Annotated in this window: 12 protein-coding genes; all 12 read left to right on the top strand. The window is 32.2% G+C overall.

Annotated features, from left to right (window positions below; translation table 11 throughout):
• The first annotated feature begins 535 nt into the window (after nucleotides 1-535).
• Nucleotides 536-2,947 carry an AAA family ATPase gene (locus V7097_RS23415; protein ID WP_335706044.1) on the top strand — a complete coding sequence of 804 codons (2,412 nt, stop codon included), beginning with the start codon at nucleotides 536-538 and terminating at the stop codon, nucleotides 2,945-2,947.
• The gene (gene mcrC / locus V7097_RS23410; protein ID WP_335706043.1) at nucleotides 2,940-4,028 is read left to right on the top strand and encodes a 5-methylcytosine-specific restriction endonuclease system specificity protein McrC; all 1,089 of its coding nucleotides are present in this window, start codon (nucleotides 2,940-2,942) and stop codon (nucleotides 4,026-4,028) included. The genes V7097_RS23415 and mcrC overlap by 8 nt, the downstream gene beginning before the upstream one ends.
• Before the next feature lie 319 nt (nucleotides 4,029-4,347).
• Nucleotides 4,348-4,593, top strand: a complete 246-nt coding sequence (locus V7097_RS23405) for a hypothetical protein (RefSeq protein ID WP_335706042.1) — start codon at nucleotides 4,348-4,350, stop codon at nucleotides 4,591-4,593.
• 136 nt (nucleotides 4,594-4,729) lie between these two features.
• The gene (locus V7097_RS23400; protein ID WP_335706041.1) at nucleotides 4,730-6,577 is read left to right on the top strand and encodes a DUF2075 domain-containing protein; all 1,848 of its coding nucleotides are present in this window, start codon (nucleotides 4,730-4,732) and stop codon (nucleotides 6,575-6,577) included.
• Between the two features lie 1,239 nt (nucleotides 6,578-7,816).
• Nucleotides 7,817-8,572 (top strand): DUF2089 family protein, encoded by a 756-nt coding sequence (locus tag V7097_RS23395; protein ID WP_335706040.1) that lies wholly within the window; start codon nucleotides 7,817-7,819, stop codon nucleotides 8,570-8,572.
• Between the two features lie 117 nt (nucleotides 8,573-8,689).
• Nucleotides 8,690-9,961, top strand: a complete 1,272-nt coding sequence (locus tag V7097_RS23390) for a hypothetical protein (RefSeq protein ID WP_335706039.1) — start codon at nucleotides 8,690-8,692, stop codon at nucleotides 9,959-9,961.
• 312 nt (nucleotides 9,962-10,273) lie between these two features.
• Nucleotides 10,274-10,711, top strand: coding sequence for a BREX-3 system P-loop-containing protein BrxF (brxF, locus tag V7097_RS23385; protein WP_335706038.1), 438 nt, complete (start codon nucleotides 10,274-10,276; stop codon nucleotides 10,709-10,711).
• Nucleotides 10,712-10,725: 14 nt separating this feature from the next.
• The gene (locus tag V7097_RS23380) at nucleotides 10,726-14,406 is read left to right on the top strand and encodes a DUF6079 family protein (RefSeq protein WP_335706037.1); all 3,681 of its coding nucleotides are present in this window, start codon (nucleotides 10,726-10,728) and stop codon (nucleotides 14,404-14,406) included.
• A 10-nt stretch (nucleotides 14,407-14,416) separates the two neighbouring features.
• Nucleotides 14,417-17,002: a DNA methyltransferase gene (locus tag V7097_RS23375; RefSeq protein WP_335706036.1), complete on the top strand. Its 2,586-nt coding sequence runs from the start codon at nucleotides 14,417-14,419 to the stop codon at nucleotides 17,000-17,002.
• Between the two features lie 87 nt (nucleotides 17,003-17,089).
• Entirely contained in the window at nucleotides 17,090-19,762 is a 2,673-nt protein-coding gene (locus V7097_RS23370; protein WP_335706035.1) for a DEAD/DEAH box helicase, read from the top strand.
• Between the two features lies 1 nt (nucleotide 19,763).
• A complete protein-coding gene (locus tag V7097_RS23365) occupies nucleotides 19,764-21,233 on the top strand; it encodes a PglZ domain-containing protein (RefSeq protein WP_335706034.1) in 1,470 nt (489 codons plus the stop codon).
• The gene (locus V7097_RS23360) at nucleotides 21,221-21,925 is read left to right on the top strand and encodes a hypothetical protein (RefSeq protein ID WP_335706033.1); all 705 of its coding nucleotides are present in this window, start codon (nucleotides 21,221-21,223) and stop codon (nucleotides 21,923-21,925) included. The genes V7097_RS23365 and V7097_RS23360 overlap by 13 nt, the downstream gene beginning before the upstream one ends.
• Nucleotides 21,926-22,381 lie beyond the last annotated feature (456 nt).

Genomic DNA, 22,381 nt, shown 5'->3' with positions numbered 1-22,381 from the left:
TCTCCGTCCGTAATAATTCTTTAATTATAAACGGGTTTTCTCACTTAGGACATAGAAAAACCCGAATAACGGTCACTTTTTATTAAGTGTCCATTATTCGGGTCATAGTTCACAAAAGGGACGTCGTTTTTCTGCGTTGAAGAGAGTTATTTAAGTCGTATTGGAGGTCCACATCTTAACTAGAAATAATCAATTCTTTACTAAAATAGTATTTTAATGGATTTCGAAGCAGGAATACAGTTGAGGTAGTACATTATCGTATTGGGGTCAGCGTACTAAAGCGTTACATCAGTGGGTGTCAGTCCCTGTGTTTTTCACTCGTATTTTTCTTATAGTTTCGAATAATGACAAAACAAGAGTTAGCTAATCTAATGGAGTTATATGTAAATTTGAATGTCAAAAAACAATGGAGGAATAGATAATCTTTCTCCACCAATACTAAAGGTTTAAATAGTGATATGTGAGTATTGAATGAAATATCAATCACAATCATACGATCCATAATTAATAATATGAGTTTTGGAGGTGTGACAGCATGATAAATTTAGAAAAGTTGAAAGCTGTCCTCGTAGATTACAAAAGGGATTTCGTATCCCAGCAGTGGGAAAACGAGCGTTACAAATGGGAAGCTGTAAAGCATTTTCAAGACCATTGGGACATAAATGCTTCTGATTTTGCTGAGATGTTCACGAAGGCAACAGATAAAACCTTTAACCTATTAGCTTCCATGAACAACTTTCCAAGAGGTATGATCCAGGACTTTGCGTCGGTCGATCCTGAGGCAACCAGAGCTATGTTTATTCATCTTTTTGATGAAACGAAGGATTTTGTAGAACGAGTGGAAAAATTTCAGTCCGATGCGGAAAAGTTGCGGACAAAATATGATGAAGGCAATTGGAAGCAGCACTATCAGAATCCAAATTCGATCAGTACCTACCTTTGGCTTCGTTATCCGGATAAATACTATATTTACAAATACTCGGAGTGTCGTGCTGTCGCTAAAGAACTGGACAGTGACTTCCTACCGAAAAAAGGTGCATCCTCAGTTAATCTAGTGGGTGGATTTAAACTATATAATGAAATTTGCAAACATCTGGCTGCGGATAAAGAACTGATTCAGATGTTGCATTCTGTGCTAACAGAGAGCTGTTACCCAGACAAAGCATTGAAGACATTGACTATTGACATGGTTTTTTATATCAGCCGTTTCTATTCCAAAAAGCCTGTGGAGGACATCTCCGAGTGGTTCCCATCGGATTATAGTCCGAATATTTCTACCGGAACTTGGCTGTCCCTGCTTACGGATGAAACGGTGTTCACGACAAACAGTCTTAAAATCATGAAGCGTATGAAAGACTTTGGCGGAATGGCAACTTGCACACAGCTTTCTATCAAGTATGGCGAGACTAAAAACTTTTATAATGCCGTTTCCTCATCACTCGCAAAACGGGTGGCTAATAAGACGGGATGCCCTGTTTTAACAACAAATAATGAAAATTCAAAGTGGTGGCCAATCTTGTATGTTGGCAAGAATGCTGATAAAAGCATAGAAGGCAACTATATTTGGAAATTACGTGAAGAATTGAGTAAAGCACTGGAAGAATTTGATTTATCTAACATTCCGCTATATGCAGATGAAAAACCTACCATGCTGAGCAATGCCACCGATGATCATCAATATTGGTGGCTAAATGCCAATCCGAAAATCTGGAGTTATTCAGATATCAGTATCGGTGAAATACAGAGTTATACACTTTACAACGATAATGGTAACAAACGCCGTATTTTTCAGAACTTCTTAGATGCTAAAGCTGGAGATCTTATAATCGGATATGAATCTAACCCAGTAAAACAAGTTGTGGCGATTGCAAAAGTGACGAAGGAAAATGACGGTGAGAAACTCTATTTTGAAAAAATCGAGGGACTTGCTAGCCCAATTGAGTATGCAACGTTAAAGAAATATCCTGAGTTGGAGGGCATGGAATACTTCACCAATCCGCAAGGTAGCCTATTCAAACTGTCCAAGGGTGAATTTGAATTTATCATGGATTTAATTCGTGAGGAGAATCCGGTTCCACAGAAAAATGAGATCGAAGCCTACACAAAAGAAAAATTCTTGGAAGAAGTCTATATGACCTCCGAACGATTTGACACGATTGTCTCTTTATTAAAGCGTAAACAGAATCTCATTTTACAGGGAGCTCCTGGCGTTGGTAAGACCTATACAGCAAGGCGTCTGGCCTATGCAATGATGAAGGAGGAAGACGATAGCCGCGTCGAGTTAATCCAATTTCACCAGAACTATTCTTATGAGGACTTCATCATGGGATATAAGCCACAGGGAGAAGGATTCGATTTGCAATATGGTATTTTCTATCGCTTTTGTCAGAAGGCAGCGAATCTGCCGAACAAACCGTTTTTCTTTATTATCGATGAAATCAATCGTGGCAACATGAGTAAAATTTTTGGTGAGTTACTCATGTTGATTGAAAAAGACTACCGTGGCACAAAGGCAACACTTGCCTACAACAGGATGCCTTTTACTGTTCCAAAGAACTTATACATTATCGGCATGATGAACACTGCTGATCGAAGCCTAGCTATGATTGATTATGCTCTGCGTCGTCGTTTTAGTTTCTTCGAAATAGAACCAGGATTTCATTCTGACGGCTTCAAAGCATATCAAGATACATTTGACAATGATACTTTCAATACTCTGATCGAGCGGATTAAAGAACTGAATAAAGAAATTGCTACTGACAATTCTCTTGGTAAAGGATTCTGCATTGGTCATAGCTATGTCGGTGGCCAGAAAGAATGCACAGATGAATGGATGATAGAAGTGGTTGAATATGATATTCTTCCGATGCTGAGTGAATATTGGTTCGATGAACCTAGCAAGCTGCAACGCTGGGAAAACATACTGCGCGGTGTATTCAATGACTAACGATAAGGGGATTCTCATAAAAAACATTTATTACATGCTCTCATACGCTTTTCACGTGCTGAAACAATCAAACTACGAGGATGTTGCGTCTGAAGAATTTGAGAATATACAAGACCTGTTCGCAGCTATTCTAGCCAAGGGCATCGCTCAACAACTAAAGCAGGGCCTGTACAGGGAATATATTTCTAAATGCAATAACCTTTCAGTAATGCGCGGAAAGTTAGATATTCACGGAACAATCCATAATAAGCTGCAGCGAAAACCAATGCTCACCTGTGTATATGATGAGCTATCAGAAAACAATGTGTTCAATCAGATACTGAAGACGACAGCCATCTTCCTTCTGCGCCAATCCACTGTGAGCAAAGAACACAGAACTGTGTTGAAAAAAGTGATGTTATTCTTTGATGGTGTGGACTTAATCGAACCGTCATCCATCAAATGGAATATGCTACGATATCAACGAAACAACCGGAGCTATAAGATGTTGCTTAATATATGCTATTTCGTCCTTGATGGTCTGTTGCTGACTACAGATAAAGGTGAGTATAAATTGGCTGTCTTCTTGGATGAGCAGAATATGTCCCGTCTTTATGAGGAGTTTGTATTGGAGTATTATCGGTATCACTACACCGATATGCGGGCAGCTGCTTCTCAGGTGGCCTGGTATATTGACGATGGAGTAATTGATTTTCTACCGATTATGCAGACAGATATCACACTGCAGCATGGTGATAAAACGGTCATCATTGATACCAAGTATTATGCACATACAATGCAGGTTGATAGTAGGTATGATAACCGAACAATTCATTCCAATAACCTGTATCAGATCTTTACATACGTTAAAAATCAGGATATAGGCAATACCGGTAATGTAGCAGGCATGTTGCTCTATGCCAAAACAGAAGAAACGATTACACCAGATTGCGATTACATGATGGGGGGAAATAAAATCAGTGTAAAAACGCTTGATTTGAATATTTCTTTCAATAACATCGCAGGACAACTGGATCGAATTGTGGAGTCGTATTTTGGAGATGTTAATAAGAAGGAAGAGTATGGAAAATACAAACTGTGAATGAGCGAATAATAAATATGTGGAAGATTATAAGCTAATATAAATATTCAATGGACCTCCGATTATTCGGAAGTCCAATTTTAAATATAAATATATATTTAACTTTAACACAGACAATGAATTACAAAGAATGATAGTAATGTCTAAAGGCATCCTTTAGTTCTTGTGCGGTAATCCATTACCGTATTTAGGGGCTGCACACTTTTTCTATGAGTTATTGTATAAGTCAACGTTTACATATATTGTCGAAATATATAATATTTTTGGTACAATTATCCTAAGTATGAAGTATCACTATAAAAATTATAGGGGTGAAAAAATGGGAAAGCATGCTGGGAAATCAAAGGCTTATTATTTTAGCTTGTTTATAGCAGAGAGAGCTAGAATGTTAGCAAGGGAAATAGATGAATATCTTTATAATGAAAGCCCTTATAGTGATGTAGTAGAAGACTATCATGAAATAAATAATAATGGGGTTCGAACTGATTGTATAGGTTATGTAAGTAAGAAGGGAACATTCAAATTTGTAACTATCACTTCAGCTAGAAAGGTATGCTTTGTATGAAGTTGCATCTGTTACGGTGAATTAGTTATATTATTTTCACTGATAAAATATCTTTGTTAAAAATAACTAATACATTGTCAAATATTACTTAGTAAAAAAATTAATTATTACTTTTTGAGGGGAGAAAATTCTAGAAATGATTATTTATAATGAAACGGCTTCCAACTTTGTTAATCATATTTATGAAAACAAAATAGGTTTTGTGTTAAAAGAAAATGTATATAAAAAAATGAATAAAGTCGTCTCAGAAAGTGAAGTAAAATCATGGGTAAGATCGTTACCCCATATGGCCAAAGTGATAAGAGATGCTGATTTGAAAACAGATACACATATCCTTCTTGAGTATAAATTACCTTCGACTGAAAAAAGAATAGACTTTTTAATCACAGGTCGTGATAGAAAAGGTAACAAGAATGCAATGATTGTCGAGTTAAAGCAATGGGAGAAAGCAAGAAAAGCTGAAGGGAATGGAATTGTTTCGACTTTTCTTGCAAAAAGAGAAAGAGAGACGGTTCATCCATCTTATCAGGCTTCGTCGTATAAAAGGTTTCTATTAAATTTTAATGAATCTTTATATACTGATTCATCAATAGCATTATCGTCGTGTGCCTATTTACATAATTATATTCAAAAGAAAGAAAATGAACCGCTTCTAGATGAAAAATATAAAGCATACATAGAAGACTCACCTTTATTCTTTCAGTTTGGAGATCGTGACCTTGCCAAAAGGATTAATATGTTAGTCTCTGAAGGTAAAGGGGGAGATATAGCAGATACAATTGAAAATGGACGAATCCGTCCATCCAAAAAATTGGTTGAAACAGTAGACTCACTCTTACAAGGTAACGAGGAATTTATTCTATTAGATGAACAAAAGGTAGCTTTTGAAAAAGTGGTTAGTATGTATAGAAAAATAAAGACACAAACCGACCAAAAGCATGCCATTATTATTAAAGGTGGACCAGGTACAGGGAAATCAGTGATTGGTTTGAATTTAATGAGTTTTTTTCTAAATGAAAATGCCTATGCTGAATATATTACTCCAAATCAGTCGTTCAGGGAGATTCTAAGAAAAAAACTAATGGGTAAATCACATCATGTCGAAATTCGGGATTTATTTAAAGGTTCTGCTGCATATGTGCATACCCCAGCCGATTATTTTGATGTGCTTATTTGTGATGAAGCACATCGGTTAAAAAATCATGGACATATGCAAAAGAAAATTGAAGGAGAAAATCAAGCTACACAAATTTTAAGGTCGTCAAAGGTTAGTGTTTTCTTTGTAGACGATCAGCAAGTAATTTCAAAAAAAGATATTGGAAGTCAAAAAGTTATAGAAGAAGAAGCAGTTAAACAGAAAGCTGAAATACATGTGGTTGAACTTGAGTCCCAATATCGCTGTTCAGGGTCAGGAAACTATATCGCTTGGCTAGATAGTGTTCTAGGTTATAGCGATGAAGAGGTTAATTTAGAAGGAGAATTTGACTTCAAGGTAGTTCAAGATCCTCATGAATTAATTCAAGAAGTTGTAGAGAAAAGAAGTGGTAGACTTTTGGCGGGGTATGCCTGGAAATGGAATAAAAATGGCACATTATCCGAGTTACCAAAAGATGTAGAAATCAAAGAACACAAATTTGCTCTTCCTTGGAACGACCCAAATCGAATAGATTGGGCTATTCATCCGGAATGCGCCTATCAAGTAGGGTGTATCCATACTGTTCAAGGGTTAGAAATGGATTACGTTGGTGTTATCATCGGGAGAGACTTAGGCTACGATCCGGAAATAGGAAGAATTGTTGTAAGAAGACAAGAATTTCAAGATGTAGGTGCAAGACCAGCAAAACCAAAAAAAGGACAGAAAGACCCTTTATATGATTTAGTTCGGAATACTTATAAAACACTCATGACTAGAGGGATGAAGGGATGTTATGTATATTGTTGTGATATGGAGTTGGGAGAGTATTTAAATAAAAGGTTAAAATAGGACTAGGTTTATCTGGGATATAAAAAATATTGTGTAAAAAAGTTATCACAATGTATCAAAGATTAATATGTTACCGATAGAAGGGCCTGCCCCCTAGTGCAATAATGCTTTAGCACGCTGGGGACAGGCCCTAATATGTAATTAAGGTCTTCATAGATTATAAGCACGATCTATAACAAAGAGGATAGTAGTGTTTTACCATCCTCTTAACTCCCGAAAAATTAGTTATTAGTTAAACTCCTATTTTTGAAAAAACAAAAAGACCTGAATAAGGACATAGGTATACACACTCAAAAAAACATCTGCACATTAAGGAAACTTCTCAATATGCGGGGTAACTATTAAACTGTTATGTATAAAACAAAATATGGAGTGTTACTTACTTCTTTTAATTATATTCAGATACTTAGTATATTTTCTATTTGAATGGATCTTTGAATCTTCGTATAGCCAATTTAAAACTGTCATCACTTGGTTTTTCCCTCTTAATTGGAGTCTTCTAATGTTGTTTTTTTATTTGCTGCATATAGTTTAGCTGTGGTGGGTACAGCAAGTTCGTATTGTAATATTTTCCAAATGGATTCTAGAAAGCTTTCAGTGCCTTCAATATCGACCCCATACTGATTATTTTTAGTAAGGCAGAAGGTCCCGTCTCCGTCAATATATCCCCTAATAAAATCTTTGGTTTAGGAATGATCTTACTCTGATTTCATCTAGCTCCTCTGTTGTTAATGGCATTAAGTTTCCTCTTTTCTCGCTGTTTTAATAGCATCGATGATTAAGTTTAATATTGGTTAAGGTTATCTCTTAAACATTTCAAAAAGTACAAGGACTTATTGTTTACAGGTTTGAAGGAAAATCTTCTGTTCTATGAGTAAAAAACTTATTGGGCAATAAAGTTATTCAATCTGTGTAAATTGAGATTAATAGACGATAGGAAATTAGCCAAATTCGCTATGGGGTTTTGATATTAAAATAACCATAAATAGAATGCATGCCACGTGTAGTAAAAGGTAGAAAGATGTGTAAAAAGACCCCTCCGTAAGTAGACTAATTATCGATTAGTAATGGATTTTTCTTTATAAAATTATTTTTGTTAGGAGAGGGGGGAAGCTCACTTGTTTTTTGAAAAAGGTAAATATTCCATCATATTAAAAGTAGAAGTAGTGTTTAAAATTATTAATAACTAGATTGACAATCATATATACTTAAAATAACATGGGTATATGGAGGGATAATATGGAAAAAGAATTGGTAGCCCATTGTCCTAGATGTAGTAACAATTTAAAAGCAACTCATTTGGCTTGTAATGAGTGTGACGTTGAGTTAATTGGTAATTTTGAACTAAGTAAATTTGATTACCTTTCTGCAGAAGAATTGGATTTCGTAGTAACTTTTTTAAAGTATAACGGAAATTTTAAGGCGGTTCAGGAGAAAAAGGGTATGTCCTATCCAGCTGTTAAGAAGAGAATATCAGAGGTTCTAAAGAAATTAGGAATAGATGATATAAAACATGAAAAAGATGCTGTAGCAGCTAACTCTATAATTAGCTTTTTACAAATAGAACCTATTGATAGCCCAATAATTGCAAGAATTAAAGAAAAGCTCAATGAGTGTGGTGGTAAAACAACCATCCAGCTCTTGCGGGGTGATGATTGCGAGATATGGTTTGATACTAATGGGAAAGGGCTAGTCTCACCAAAAATTCCACCAGCAAACCAATTGATCTGGGAAGCTTTCGATGCTGCTGTAGAGGTTGTTGTTAGTAATGGGGGCAAAGCACCAAAAGGTAATGCTCGTTCAGGTGCAAAGCTTGGTAGTGATGAACTACCTTTTAATTCAGTAGAAGGATTTATTGCACATAAAGTACACGGTGTAAAGGAGGGTGAAACCGCTTTTGGTCCGGGGTTTGTAATTGCTGCGATTTTGGATTGGGCTGATATTTGCAGAAATGAACGGGGTTTTTTATCCATTAAACCAGAGTATTCTAGTTAGCGTGAAAATTCTTCTTTTTAATACTGCTGATTTAGAAAAAAACAATTAGGTAAAATTCTTCATTCATTTTTCGCAAGAATTTAGATAATGCATAACGTTTTATGATCGGGGGAACAAATGGATCATTTAAATATATTTAATTCATATAAGAAGAAATCCAATAATCATGAGGATGAGCTTACAAGAAGCTTCTTAATTCTTGTCAAGAACGTTCCAATAGTTCAAGTCATGTTTTTTGAAATGATAAAGAAGCAGTTGAACAATCCAAATTTAGAATCAATTGCAAATGGTGAATTGTTTATTGAAGAGATATTTACTCAATTATCTAATACTAATAATCTATTTTTTTCAGAAAAAATTGAGGGAAGAATATTAGTTTCAATAATAATATCAGATGACAAATTTGTATCCGATGCGAAGATTAGGAATGATGGTAGACAAGCTCGTTATGATGGTGTAATTCTTGCGAGTCCTTCTTGGCTTTTTATCATAGAAAATAAACCATCAAAGGAAAATATATGGTTAGGTCAGTTAAATCCCAATATTGAAGATGAAAAAGATGTAACCATTTTAGAAGATCCATGTTGTCTATCATGGAGAGATATCATGTCAAATCTAAGTAATATAATTCAGAATAAATTGGTTACTGGTGCGGAAGAGGTTCTCATAGAAGATTTTATTGAGTATGTGGATCATGAATATTCTTGGATTAATCCATACAATAATTATAGTATATGCAAGGATAATATATACTTATTGAATAAGCGTTGTAATTCAATAATGGGTAATTTTAAGATTAACGGCAAATATCCAGAAGTTAAGTATCATAGAGGATGGAAGCATTACATTGAGAGTGGTGAAAATACAGTCAAGCAAATTGCACTAGATGCGAATAAACTGGATTCAGGCTGGGAAGTTAATTTATGGTTACATGTAGGAGATACAATGAGTGCTGCAAGGACAGCTTTTGAAAAACTTGATATAGATAAACTTATGAAATTACAAACTTTGGGTTTTAAGCTCTCAACAAATTTCCACTTTGCATACCGATCAAGTAATTTATTATGGTTTGATGGAAATCTTTCATTTGAGGATTATATAAAATACTGGAAAATTAAATATAAAAATTTAAAACAGATAAAAAGAACTGATTTTTTTACCTTTTTTGATGAAATGGAAAATAATCAATTGATTGTTGCTGAGGACCGCAGTGAAATAAAGGAAAAAATTCTTAACAAAAATTATGACAAATTAAATATATGCCCAGGATTTCTAATTAGATATACATGGGGAAAAGATGAAGCTATTAGACTAGATAAGAGTAATAACTTTGAAGAGGACTTTAATAACAAGGTGAAAACTGCTTTTAATGTAATGGGTGGGATATAAAGATACAAGGGCGTAAAGTCTATAAGAAAACAAAGTAAAGTTAAGGCAACGGTAAGAGATGTGATTAAAGTTTAATCATTGACTCATTTGATGGATTCGATTAATGAAGAATGGCCTACCCTGATAATATTGTGTAACATTTAGGAGTCAGTAAAAGTAGAATTTACATGTGAAAAATAATAACCAAAAACATGCACACTATTTTATCATTTTTCGAATAAATAGTGAGGTTGATAAATGGGGAATGAGCGGTGGTTCGGTTGAATATAAACAATTTTGTGATAAAAGAAGTTCTGAAGAAGGAGATAGCATATGGGGTATATTATAAGAATTTCATCTTTAACTATAGATAGTATGAATAAACTTATGACTCCGATAATATTTTGTGTAAACAAAAAGAAAGTATTATCAATAACAAAAGGTTATAACATATTAAGTATTAATGAAGTATTGGCAAAAAAATTAATAAATTATGAACAGAAGAAACGTAAATTATTTGTTATTGAAGAGATAAATAATATTGTCGATAGTGTAGGGGAACCATTATTAATTACAGATTTTGAAATACTATTCAATCCTGAATTTCAGATTAATGTATTGAAACTATTTATTAATGCAAGTAGAAGAAAGAAAATATTAATTTTGTGGCCTGGCATGTATGATAATGGAAAGTTAAAATTTGCGGAAGTTGGATATAAGGATTATTTTTCCTACAATATTGAAGATTATGATATCAGTTGTATTATTTGAAGGGAGTTCACGTAATGAAATACTCAGAATTAATTAATTTTAATCCTATTGAAAGTATTATACAAATAAATGAAGCCGATGACAAAGATAAAGCAACTAGGTTAGTAAAAAGCTATGTTATGTCTGATGACATGGCGGAAAAGTTAGAACGTGGTATGATCAACGAATTACAGCTTGATGAAGTTGTTGATAATAAGGGCGTATTACTAGTTGGTAACTATGGTACTGGTAAATCCCACCTAATGTCAGTTATTTCTGCAGTAGCTTCTGATAGTGAGTACCTTAAATTTTTGCAAAATCGAAGGTTTGCAAAAGATTTGAATCGAATTGCTGGAAAGTTTGAAGTACTTAGAATTGAAATTGGTTCAACAACAATGTCTTTAAGAAATATTATATTAAATAAAGTGGAACAAGATTTTAAGAAAAGAGGATTATCTTTTTCTTTTCCCAAAGAGGGGGAAATTATCAATAATAAAGAAGTCTTAGAAAGAATGATGGAAATATTTTTATCAAAGTATCCAGATAAAGGATATCTTATTGTAATAGATGAATTTCTTGATTATTTAGGTGGGAGAAAAGAACAAGAAATAAAGCTAGACCTTGGTTTTATGCGTGAACTTGGGGAAATCGTTAAACGCTCTCGCTTAAGAGTGATTTTTGGCATGCAGGAAAAACTCTTTGATAATCCAAGTTTTTCTTTTGTATCTATGACATTAAATAGAGTGAAGGATAGATTTGAGCAGGTTATTATTCGGAAGGAAGATACTGCTTACGTAGTATCCGAACGAATTCTGAAAAAAAATCCAGAGCAAAAAGCCAAAATAAGGGAACATTTACTAAAATTCTGTAGTTTATACACAAATATGTCTGAGCGTTTAGAAGAATACGTTGAGTTATTTCCTATTCACCCTGCTTATATTGATGTTTTTAATAAAATATACATTATTGAGAATAGACACATACTTAAAAATATCTCAGAAATTATAAAAAATATTCTTAATGAACCAATCTCAGATGATTCTCCGGGTATCATTTCATTTGACAGTTATTGGAGGTTTATTAAAGAAAATTATGGCTATAGGACAGACGCTAATATCAAAGAGGTTATTGAAAAAAGTGGACAACTAGAAGATATTGTGAATAGGTCTTTTCCTAAGAGAGTATATAAACCATTAGCTATACAGATTATACATGCATTAAGTGTTCATAGACTTACAACTGGGGATATAAGTATTAGATCTGGCTTAACATCTGAAAATCTGCGTGATGATTTGTGCCTATTTTTGAATGGTATGCCAGAAATCGATTCCGAGTTCTTACAATCCGTAATTCAACAAGTGTTAAAGGATACTATGACAACTGTTAGTGGCCAGTTTATAGAACACAATGATGAAAATGGACAGTACTATTTAGACTTAAAAAAGGATATTGACTATGATGAGAAAATTACTCAAAAAGCTTCATTAATTGACGATAGTAGTTTAAATCGTTATTTCTTTGATGTTGTTTATTATTGTTTAGAATGGGATCAATTAGAACATGTGAGTAATTTTAAAATTTATGAACACACACTGAATTGGGAAACACATAATATTTTCAGACGAGGATATTTGTTTATGGGTACACCAGAAGCTCGACCTACTGCTCAACCACCTGAGGATTATTATATGTACATTCTCCCTCCTTTTGGAAATGAGGTATTTACCGATGAAAAAAAGGAGGATGAGGTTTTCTTTTCCTTCAAACAAAATGAAGAATTTAAAAACGATTTGAAGTTGTACGCTGCAGCTAATTCAATGAAAGAACTAGCTGAAGAAAAGAACAAAGAAACCTATCAGAACAAAGCAAATACATATAAAAAGAAACTAACTCGGTACTTAAGTGAGAATAAGAATACATGCTTTGAAGTAGTGTATAAAGGTATAAAAAAACAACTAATAGAAATTTTAGGAGGGAAGTATAACAAGGATTTTGCATTTAAGGAAACAATGGATAAAGCAGCCTCTATATGCCTTGATAAATATTTTTCACTAAAATTTCCCAAAATGCCTGTGTTTAAAACTAAAATTACAATTAGAAATCAAGCTGACACAATTAGAGCTGGGATTGATCATTTTGCTGGAAGAACTAATCAACAGTCAAAAGCATTACTTGAAAGTTTTAACTTATTAAATGGAGATAGGATCGATGTTAGTAAATCTATTTACGCATCCTATTTTATAAAACAACTTGGAAAACTCGCACCAAAAGGTGTGATAAATTTTAATGATATATACGAAGAAGATTTTAATGAGTATTTAGATAAAGAGTTTGGAATAAGTTACGCCTTATTACCGATTGTTTTTTTAGGGTTGGTCTACTCTGGGAATGCGATTATTGTACTTAAAAATGGAATAACTTTATCGGCGTCTAATCTTGATATTTTACCCAAAACAAACGCAGCTGACTTATATGAGTTTAAATATATTTCAAAACCAAAAGATATGGCACTAAGTGAATTGATAAGATTATTTGATATTTTAGAAATTCCAAAGGGATTGATTAATAACCCTAATGAAAGAGAAAAAGGTCTTGAAGAATTAATAAAAAGGACTTCCGAAATAGCTGCAAAAGCAGTTCAAACTTCTACAAAATTTAATAATCAATTTGAGTTATGGGGTGAGCCATTAATTGCTGAACATATTCTAAATGAGTACAAGCAATCAATTATTAGAGTCATTGAAGCCTTTGGTAATTTTGGAAATAAGTATAACACTGTAGCCAAACTCAATAATTTTAATATGACAATGGAGCAGATTGATAAATTAGAAAAAGATATGGAAATAGTTTACATAATCAGTGAGTATGAAAAATTCATGAATTCGTGTGTTACAAATATAGGTTATATGATGAATCTAGAATTGATGGAGCTTGGTGCTGATTTTAAATCAAAAATCGAAATAGCAAAATCTAAATTTAGAGAATTCCGAGATACAATTACAAACGATAAAAATGGAGAGAGTGCAGGTTTTTATACTAATCAGATTTTGGTGAATGTTAAAGAGGAATATATCGACATTTATTTCAGGGAACATGAAAGAAAGCGACTAGGTGTTAAAGATGGACAACGTAAAGGTGAACTAATCAGTTCTTTAAAACTTTCTAATCTGAAGAGACTGACAGCAATTGATAATATTCTTTCTACGATAAAACTTGTCGAAATTGAAAATATGTTAGCAAATTTAAAAGTGTGCTATGAACTTACACCTGCTATGTTAAAATCATCTCACATCTGTTCCAGGTGTGGTTTTACCATTGGGGAGACAAGTAATTCAGTTTCCGGGCAACTTGATAAAATCGAGGATAAGATTGATGAATTACTTAATGAATGGAATACTAAATTGCTTAATACCCTCTCAGATCCTTTAGTCTTAACGCAAATCGACTATTTAAAGCCAGAGCAGAAAAAAAACATAAATATATTTTTACAAACAAAAAAACTACCTAGCACAATAGATAACTTTTTTATCAGCAGTATAAATGCTCTTTTAAAAGGTTTTGAACCAGTAATAATTAACTCAGAGGAACTATTAAGCAAGATAGATGAAATTGGACCAAGTGATATTGAAACTTTTAAGAATAAAGTTATAGAAATTCTTTCAGTTTATACTGAAGGAAAAGATAAAGACAAGCTGCGCATCGTCGTAAAACGGTAGGAGTGATTAAATGAAATTAACTAAACAAGTAATAGATGAAGTTAAGGGGAAAGAAGGCTTTCCCCTTGCTAAAGACGAGGATATTTTAGCTCTATCTGATTCACCTTTTTATACAGCTTGTCCAAACCCTTTTATTGAGGAGTTTATGAAAAATAATGGAAAACCTTATAATGAAATGACAGATACATATCATAGGGAGCCTTTTGCTACTGATGTAAGTGAGGGTAAATATGACCCACTATATAGGCTTCATTCGTATCCTACTAAAGTTCCTCATAAAGCAATAATGCGGTACATTTTACATTACACTGAACCAGGAGATATTGTTTTTGATGGCTTTTGTGGTACAGGCATGACTGGAATTGCAGCTCAAACATGTCAAAATCCTGATTATGAGTTTAAGCATATTTTGGAAAAAGAGCAGCCAAATATAAAGTGGGGTGCTCGAAAGGCAATACTTTGTGATTTATCACCAACAGCTACCTTTATTGCAAATAATTATAATAAACCGATTGATGTAGATGCATTCTCAAGTACTGCAAAAAGTATAATAGCAGAGTGTGAAAATGAACTAGGCTGGATGTTTGAAACTAATCATAATATTGATGAACAAAAAACAAGTTTATTTGATACTATTGAGAACAAAACAGGCAGGATTAATTATACTGTATGGTCAAGGGTTTTTATATGTCCTAATTGTCTAAGTGAATTTACTATTTGGGATGCATCTGTAAATTATGATTTTATTAAAGGTATAGGGAAAGTAGATAAAGAATTAAGATGTAAAACATGTAATGGAATATTCAAGATTACAGATTTAGAAACATCAAAAAATATGTACTTTGATAATATAATTAACAGTCCATATACTTCGATAAAACAGGTCCCTGTTTTGATTAACTATACCTATGATGGAAAACGTTTTGAAAAGGTTCCAGATGAAGAGGACTTAAAAAGAATTCAACAAATTTATGATTACAATATACCTAGTTTCGTACCAAAGAAGAAAATTCCATTTATGCATCAAACTCACCAGCGTAATAATTTAAAAGCATTGGGAATTGAGTATGAATACCAACTTTTCACAAAAAGAAGTTTAATTATTTATTCTTATTTATTTGATAAAGCTTTATATCTTGATAATGACATAAAAGAGCGTTTTATGTTTTTATTGACATCATGTTTTAATCGTACAACCCGATTAGTAAGATACATGGCCCAACATAAGGAGAAAAATGTTGGACCATTATCAGGAACATTATATTTCCCTCCAATTTTTGGTGAAATAAATGTGATTGACAACGTTTTAACAAAAATAGATAAAATGATTAATGCTTATAATCGTTCAAATGTTTCTTCATTTAGTAAGGAAAATGTTTTAATTAGTACACAGTCTTCTGCAGGTATTAATATTCCTTCAAACTCAGTTGATTATATTTTTATTGATCCTCCATTTGGAGATAATTTAATGTATTCAGAATTAAATTATTTTACAGATATGTGGTTAAAGGTATACGAAAATAACAAAGAAGAAGCAATTATTAATAAAGCCCAGAATAAAACTATTAGTGAATACCAAATGGTAATACAATCATGTTTTAATAATATGTATAGATGTTTAAAACCGAACAGATGGATAACGATTGAATTCCATAACTCGCAAAATGCAGTATGGAATTCAATTCAAGAATCATTGCAGATCGCCGGATTTATTATTGCTGATGTTAGAACGTTAGATAAAAAGAAAGGTACAACAAAACAAATGTCATACACAATGGCAGTTAAACAAGATCTCGTTATTTCCGCTTATAAGCCAAGAGAAAGTTTTAAACGAGAATTTATTGCCCATGCCGGAAGTGAACAAACAGCTTGGGATTTTGTTAGACAACACCTTGAACAACTTCCAGTTGTTGTAATCAAAAATGATAGAATTGAAATTAATGCAGAACGTCAGGCATTTTTATTGTTTGATCGAATGGTGGCTTATCATATTATGAACGGGATTTCTGTTCCTTTAGACGCTTCCGATTTTTACAAGGGACTTGAAGATAGGTTTCTTAAAAGAGATAATATGTATTTCTTACATGACCAAGTAAATGAATATGATACTGCTAGGATAAAATCTGACATTGAATCTGTTCAAATGGCATTTTTAGTTTCTGATGAAAAAAGTGCAATAGAGTGGCTATATCAGCAATTAGTTACCCACCAATCATATGCAGAGATTCAACCGAAATTTATGCAAGAAGTACGTTCTATAGCAAAATATGAAAAACTACCTGAACTTTCAGTATTACTTGAAGAAAACTTTTTACTAAATGAAGAAGGGAAATGGTATATCCCTGATGTTACTAAATCAGCAGATGTGATTAAGTTACGAGAAAAGAGACTAATAAAAGAATTTGAGGAATATTTGAATAATACCGGAAAATTAAAATTATTTCGTACAGAGGCAATTCGTGCTGGATTTGCAAAGCTTTGGAAAGACAAAAATTATGAGCTAATTGTTAAAACAGCAGAACGTTTACCTGATAAGGTTATACAAGAAGATGATAAATTATTAATGTATTACGATATTAGCTTAAGTAGAATTTAGTGATATATCAAAATTAAGGTGTTGTTATTTTATCAGATTGTATTAATATGTTTTTTATTTTGGAATAAAAGGGAGGGGAATAATAACATGTATAAGATTGGAGAATTCGTATACGATACACTTAGGCATGAAAAAGTGCAGATTTTAGACAAAATTATAGTTTGGGGATTTGTTTCATATAAAGTATTCAATCCTTCTGAAAATACTGTCTATAAAGTATCTAAAGAGCATATTACTACACATAGTGATAAACAAATTGCTGATGTGAACTATCTACGTTATATTACATTACTATCGAAAATTAAAAACGAAATGAATATGGGATTAATTTCAAATCTTTCAAATGGAATCATTCCCCTTCCTCATCAAAAGCATGTTTTGACTCGTGCAGTGTCAAATAATAATGTTAGATATATCTTAGCTGACGAAGTGGGTCTTGGAAAAACCATTGAAGCAGGTCTTATTATCAAAGAACTAAAAGCAAGAGGTTTGATTAAACGGGTACTAATTGTTTGCCCTAAAGGACTTGTTACTCAATGGAGAATAGAAATGAAAGAAAAATTCGGAGAGAAATATCATATTATTTTGCCAGAGGATTATAACACTATAAAAAAAATAAATGATAGTGAAGATGTATATGGCCAATTTGAGCAAGTTATATCTCCATTGGACTCGATTAAACCATTATTAAATCGAATTGGTTGGAGCGAAGATAAAATTAAACGCTATAATGAAGAACGTATTTACTCTATTATTAATAGTGGTTGGGATTTGGTGATTATTGATGAGGCACATCGTGTTGCAGGTAGTTCCGGAGAAGTTGCAAGGTACAAACTAGCAAAGCTGCTTGCATCAGCTAGTCCACATCTTTTATTACTTACAGCTACTCCTCATAATGGGAAAACCGAACCATTTCTCCGGCTTGTACGCCTACTGGATGAGCAAGCATTTCCAAATTATAAGGCAATTGTGAAAGAACAAGTAGCTCCGTATGTTATACGAACTGAGAAGCGTGAAGCAATTGATAACTTTGGTAAAAAATTATTTAAGAACAGAATTACAAAGGTTATAGAAATAAATTGGGATGACAGACACTCCTTGCAAAAAGAACTTTATAAACTTACCTCTAATTATGTAGCAAAAGGTTATAATAAGGCAGTTCGTAATAAGGGTAAATATATGTGGCTTATATTTCTTTTAATTATGATGCAAAGACTAGTTACAAGTAGTACTAGTGCGATTCGCCAAAGTTTAGAAAAAAGATTAAAAGTGTTAGAGGAACAGGACTTTAAAATTAATAATCTATCGGAAGAGGAATTTGCGGAACTTGATTTTGAGGATAACATTGATGATACCATAAAGGCTACCTCACTAGACATTAGAGAAGAAATAAAAGAGGTATCAGAAATTTTATTAGTTGCTAAACAGGCAGAATTTCAATACCTAGATGCCAAGGTAGAACCTTTGATAGAAATAGTAGACAATTTATTTTCTAATGACAAAGATCAGAAACTTATTGTCTTTACAGAATTTGTTGCCACTCAAAAATATTTAAATAATTTATTAAAAAAACGAGGTTTTACTACTTCTCTTCTTAATGGATCTATGAGTATAGATGAAAGAAATATTGTCCTTGAAGAATTTAAAACAAAAGCAAGTGTTCTTATTTCCACCGATGCTGGAGGAGAGGGATTAAATCTTCAATTTTCAAATATAGTGGTAAACTATGATTTACCTTGGAATCCCATGAAAATAGAACAAAGAATTGGCCGTATTGACCGAATTGGTCAAACTCGAGACGTACAAATATATAATTTAATACTGACTGAAACAATTGAAAAGCGGGTTAAAGATGTCTTAGAGCAAAAATTATCAGTTATTTTAAATGAAATTGGTATTGATAAGTATTCTGATGTACTCGATAACGAGTTAACTGAGAGGAACATTACTGCAGCTTATCTTAATTCTATTTATACCCCCGAAAAAATAGAGCATAATTTAAAACCTATAGAGAAGGATTTGAAAACCCAGATTCAAAATGCAAATAAAATTAAAGATATAATACATGAGGAGAAGGATTTATCTTCCTTAATTGTAAAGGAATCGAACTTTAATGTAGGGGAAGCTTTAAGTCTATTGATATCTTATTACGGGAAATATACTGGCTCTCTAAACCCACCAATAAATAATATAAGTATTAATGACAGCCAAATAACTAAACACTTACATCATAATATTGTGTTTAATAGACTTGATGGTGCTATGGTTGTTGAGATTCAAGACTTCCCAAATGAAAAAGGATATTTTGGGTTATGGGAGATTTCCCTAAATGATCATCCTCAAGCTAAAAGAATCATTCCTGTATTTATTAATGACAATTTTATATTAAGGCCATTAGCTGGCCAAAAAATATGGGATGAAATGTTAAAGTCTACTTCAAAAATTAACATAAAACAAATGAGAATTATAGACTATAATATTTTTCTTCAAATTAATAATATTTCACGTGATTTTGCCCATGAAACTTTTCTGAATATGAAATATGAATTTGAAAAGAAAAACGAGGAAAGCTATGGGAAATACCTCTATGCAATTAATTTGAGAATCGAAGCTGCAAAAAACATATCTATAAAAAATATTAAGTTAAGTAAACTTAAAAGTCTTACACAAGAAAAAGAAATGGTTGTAACTCAGCACAAAATAAATACACAATTATACCCAGATTTTAAACCAATATTTTTGGCTTATATGGAGGGTTAAAATGTTTAGAGATTATGTTATAAAAACCTTAGCAGCAAAATATGAAAATTGGATCATTATTTTTGATTTCGATAATATAGAAAGTAGATATAGATATACTGCCTTATTATCAGATATGGGGTTTCAAATTATAGTATATAATGATGCCACAGAATTTCGATTAATATATGAAACAGAGATTAAGACTAGTAAAGAAAAGTATGCAATATTAGTTAAGAGTGAAAATTATGTACCCTATGATATATTAAAAAAATTTTATTGTGTATCTATTAGTTTGGATATACTTTTTCCTAATTTAAACAAAGATTATTTGATAAATCATAACAGCATTGAATTACCCTTGTTGTATACAGCTTATGAAAACCTTTATAAGGATTTAACTCATTTTGAGGAAACTAGTTCATATGTGATTAAAGAAGTATATGGCAAAAATAATGTAGAAATATATATTGAAGATATTAAAGTAGAGATTATGGAATTAGTATCCAGTAATGATCTTAATTATGATTCTTGGATATCAATAGCCTCAAAAAAAGGAAAGGCAGAATATTTAGCTGCTAAAGTTGGCATTACCGTGGACTTTTCGTTTATAGATGAAGCGTTTAAAAATTTTATTTTAAATGGTTATACAACAATTTCTAGTATTATTCATAGGGATTCTCCCGTTATGGTTAGTCGTGTCATGGACTTTATTTACAAGAAAAATGCTAAAGTTGCGTTAATAGTTCTTGATGGAATGTCGGTGTTTGATTTTAATGTTATTGCTTCAGAATTTAATGGAATTGAATACCAAGAAGGTTTTATTTACGCTATGGTACCTACCACAACAGCAATTTCAAGACCAAGCCTATTATCAGGTAAATTTCCTGTAGAACTAGAAAAGCCATTTAATTTAAGCAGAGAAGAAAAAGAGTTTAGATCTAAAGCAAAGTCTTTAGGATATTTAGAAAAACAAATTAGTTATGAGCGTGGATACAATCCAGATATAGGACCTAATGTGAAATGCATTAGCATAATAATAAATGATATTGACGATTTAGTACATGGTCAATTACAGGGGAAAGTTGGAATGTATAATGATGTGAAATTCCTTGCAAAATCAAGGAAAGTTCAACATTTAATATATAGATTACACGAAGAGGGATTTAATGTTTATTTAACATCTGATCATGGAAATACGCTTTGTCAAGGTACTGGAATTGTTAAAGGAACGGGAGTAGAAGTTGAGACTAAATCAAAAAGAATGCTAATATTAAAGAATTTTGCAGATAGCAAAGACCTGATAAAAAAATATAATTTGGTCGAATATCCAGGTTATTACTTGGATAAACAATATTTATATTTAATTTGTAATACAGGTAAATCGTTTGATAATAAAAATTCGATGGTAATGACTCATGGAGGCATTTCTATAGATGAGGTTATAGTACCTTTCATAAAAGTTAAGGAGGTGAAGCCATGGCTAAGGTAGTTGGTCTTTCTAGACCTATTAAAATGGAATGGCTTAACAAGACTGTAGAACTTATAAAGCAAGGGAAATCTGAAATTGAAATAAAAAATGATTTAAATGAATATTTAGGTTTTGAAATTACCAGTCCAACAAACTTGCGTAAAACAAGAGAAATTCTAATGAATATATGGGTTAAAACACCTGAAGAATTGAATTATATAAAAAGTATGGCCCTGGAAGTCTTTGACAATGAAAGAGTAAATAGACTTGTCATTCATTGGTGTATGATTCTATTGACTTATCCAGTATTTTTGGATGTGTGTGCTTTAATTGGTAAAATGACAGATATTCAAGAAGTTTTTACAACTAGATGGCTTAAAGAGAAATTGTTTGATATATGGGGAGAACGTACTACTTTACTACATTCAATTGATAAGATCCTCCAAACGTTAAAGTATATTGGAAGTATTGAAAATGAAAAAAAAGGGACATATAAAGTCAAGACTTATGATATTCCTGATGAAACCGCAAGAAACTTAATAATTCTCACTGTTATTGCAATTAAAAAAAGAGCATATTATGAATTATCCGAACTATCTAAAACACCTGAGATGTTTCCGTTTGATTACAGCGTTTCACATGAAGTTTTACATGACTCAGAAATGTTCAGTTTAACCAATTTTGGTGGTAAAGTCGTTCTTACTGTGGAGTAATTTCATATTATATTTGAGAGGTTTTAATGGAAGAACTAAGAAAATGGATAAGCAATAATTATTATTTAATAAATGAAAATTTTGATGCACTTTCGCCTAATCTATATTTTCTTCCTGTTCATATTATGGATTCGTACTACATACATGAAATAAATAATAATTTTTACTATATACAAAGTTATTCAAGCCCCAAAAATTAATATAGTTAATCGCGTCTAAAACTGAGAATGTCTTAGATCAAAATAGTGAATCATTAGATGATCTTTCAGAAATTGATAATCTAGGTTATTCTTATATTATTTATTTCATTACTTTTAAGAAAAAATTTAAAACCAAACATAAAAATAAAATAAAGAACTTTCTATTTAATGAAAAACAAGGTAAAGAAGGTTATTCAAAATTAATTGAGATGGGTAGCGACACTTTTATAGAAGAACTATTATACATAGGTAAAAG

Source organism: Bacillus sp. JJ1562 (assembly GCF_036962705.1).
Lineage (GTDB): Bacteria > Bacillota > Bacilli > Bacillales > Bacillaceae_L > Ferdinandcohnia.
Note: the sequence above shows the minus strand (reverse complement) of the source record. Positions and strands in the feature narration are given on the sequence as shown.

Excerpts from the sequence above, each read along its gene's own strand:
- V7097_RS23415 (WP_335706044.1), top strand. The coding sequence starts at position 536 with ATGATAAATTTAGAAAAGTTGAAAGCTGTCCTCGTAGATTACAAAAGG.
- mcrC (WP_335706043.1), top strand. The coding sequence starts at position 2,940 with ATGACTAACGATAAGGGGATTCTCATAAAAAACATTTATTACATGCTC.
- V7097_RS23405 (WP_335706042.1), top strand. The coding sequence starts at position 4,348 with ATGGGAAAGCATGCTGGGAAATCAAAGGCTTATTATTTTAGCTTGTTT.
- V7097_RS23400 (WP_335706041.1), top strand. The coding sequence starts at position 4,730 with ATGATTATTTATAATGAAACGGCTTCCAACTTTGTTAATCATATTTAT.
- V7097_RS23395 (WP_335706040.1), top strand. The coding sequence starts at position 7,817 with ATGGAAAAAGAATTGGTAGCCCATTGTCCTAGATGTAGTAACAATTTA.
- V7097_RS23390 (WP_335706039.1), top strand. The coding sequence starts at position 8,690 with ATGGATCATTTAAATATATTTAATTCATATAAGAAGAAATCCAATAAT.
- brxF (WP_335706038.1), top strand. The coding sequence starts at position 10,274 with ATGGGGTATATTATAAGAATTTCATCTTTAACTATAGATAGTATGAAT.
- V7097_RS23380 (WP_335706037.1), top strand. The coding sequence starts at position 10,726 with ATGAAATACTCAGAATTAATTAATTTTAATCCTATTGAAAGTATTATA.
- V7097_RS23375 (WP_335706036.1), top strand. The coding sequence starts at position 14,417 with ATGAAATTAACTAAACAAGTAATAGATGAAGTTAAGGGGAAAGAAGGC.
- V7097_RS23370 (WP_335706035.1), top strand. The coding sequence starts at position 17,090 with ATGTATAAGATTGGAGAATTCGTATACGATACACTTAGGCATGAAAAA.
- V7097_RS23365 (WP_335706034.1), top strand. The coding sequence starts at position 19,764 with ATGTTTAGAGATTATGTTATAAAAACCTTAGCAGCAAAATATGAAAAT.
- V7097_RS23360 (WP_335706033.1), top strand. The coding sequence starts at position 21,221 with ATGGCTAAGGTAGTTGGTCTTTCTAGACCTATTAAAATGGAATGGCTT.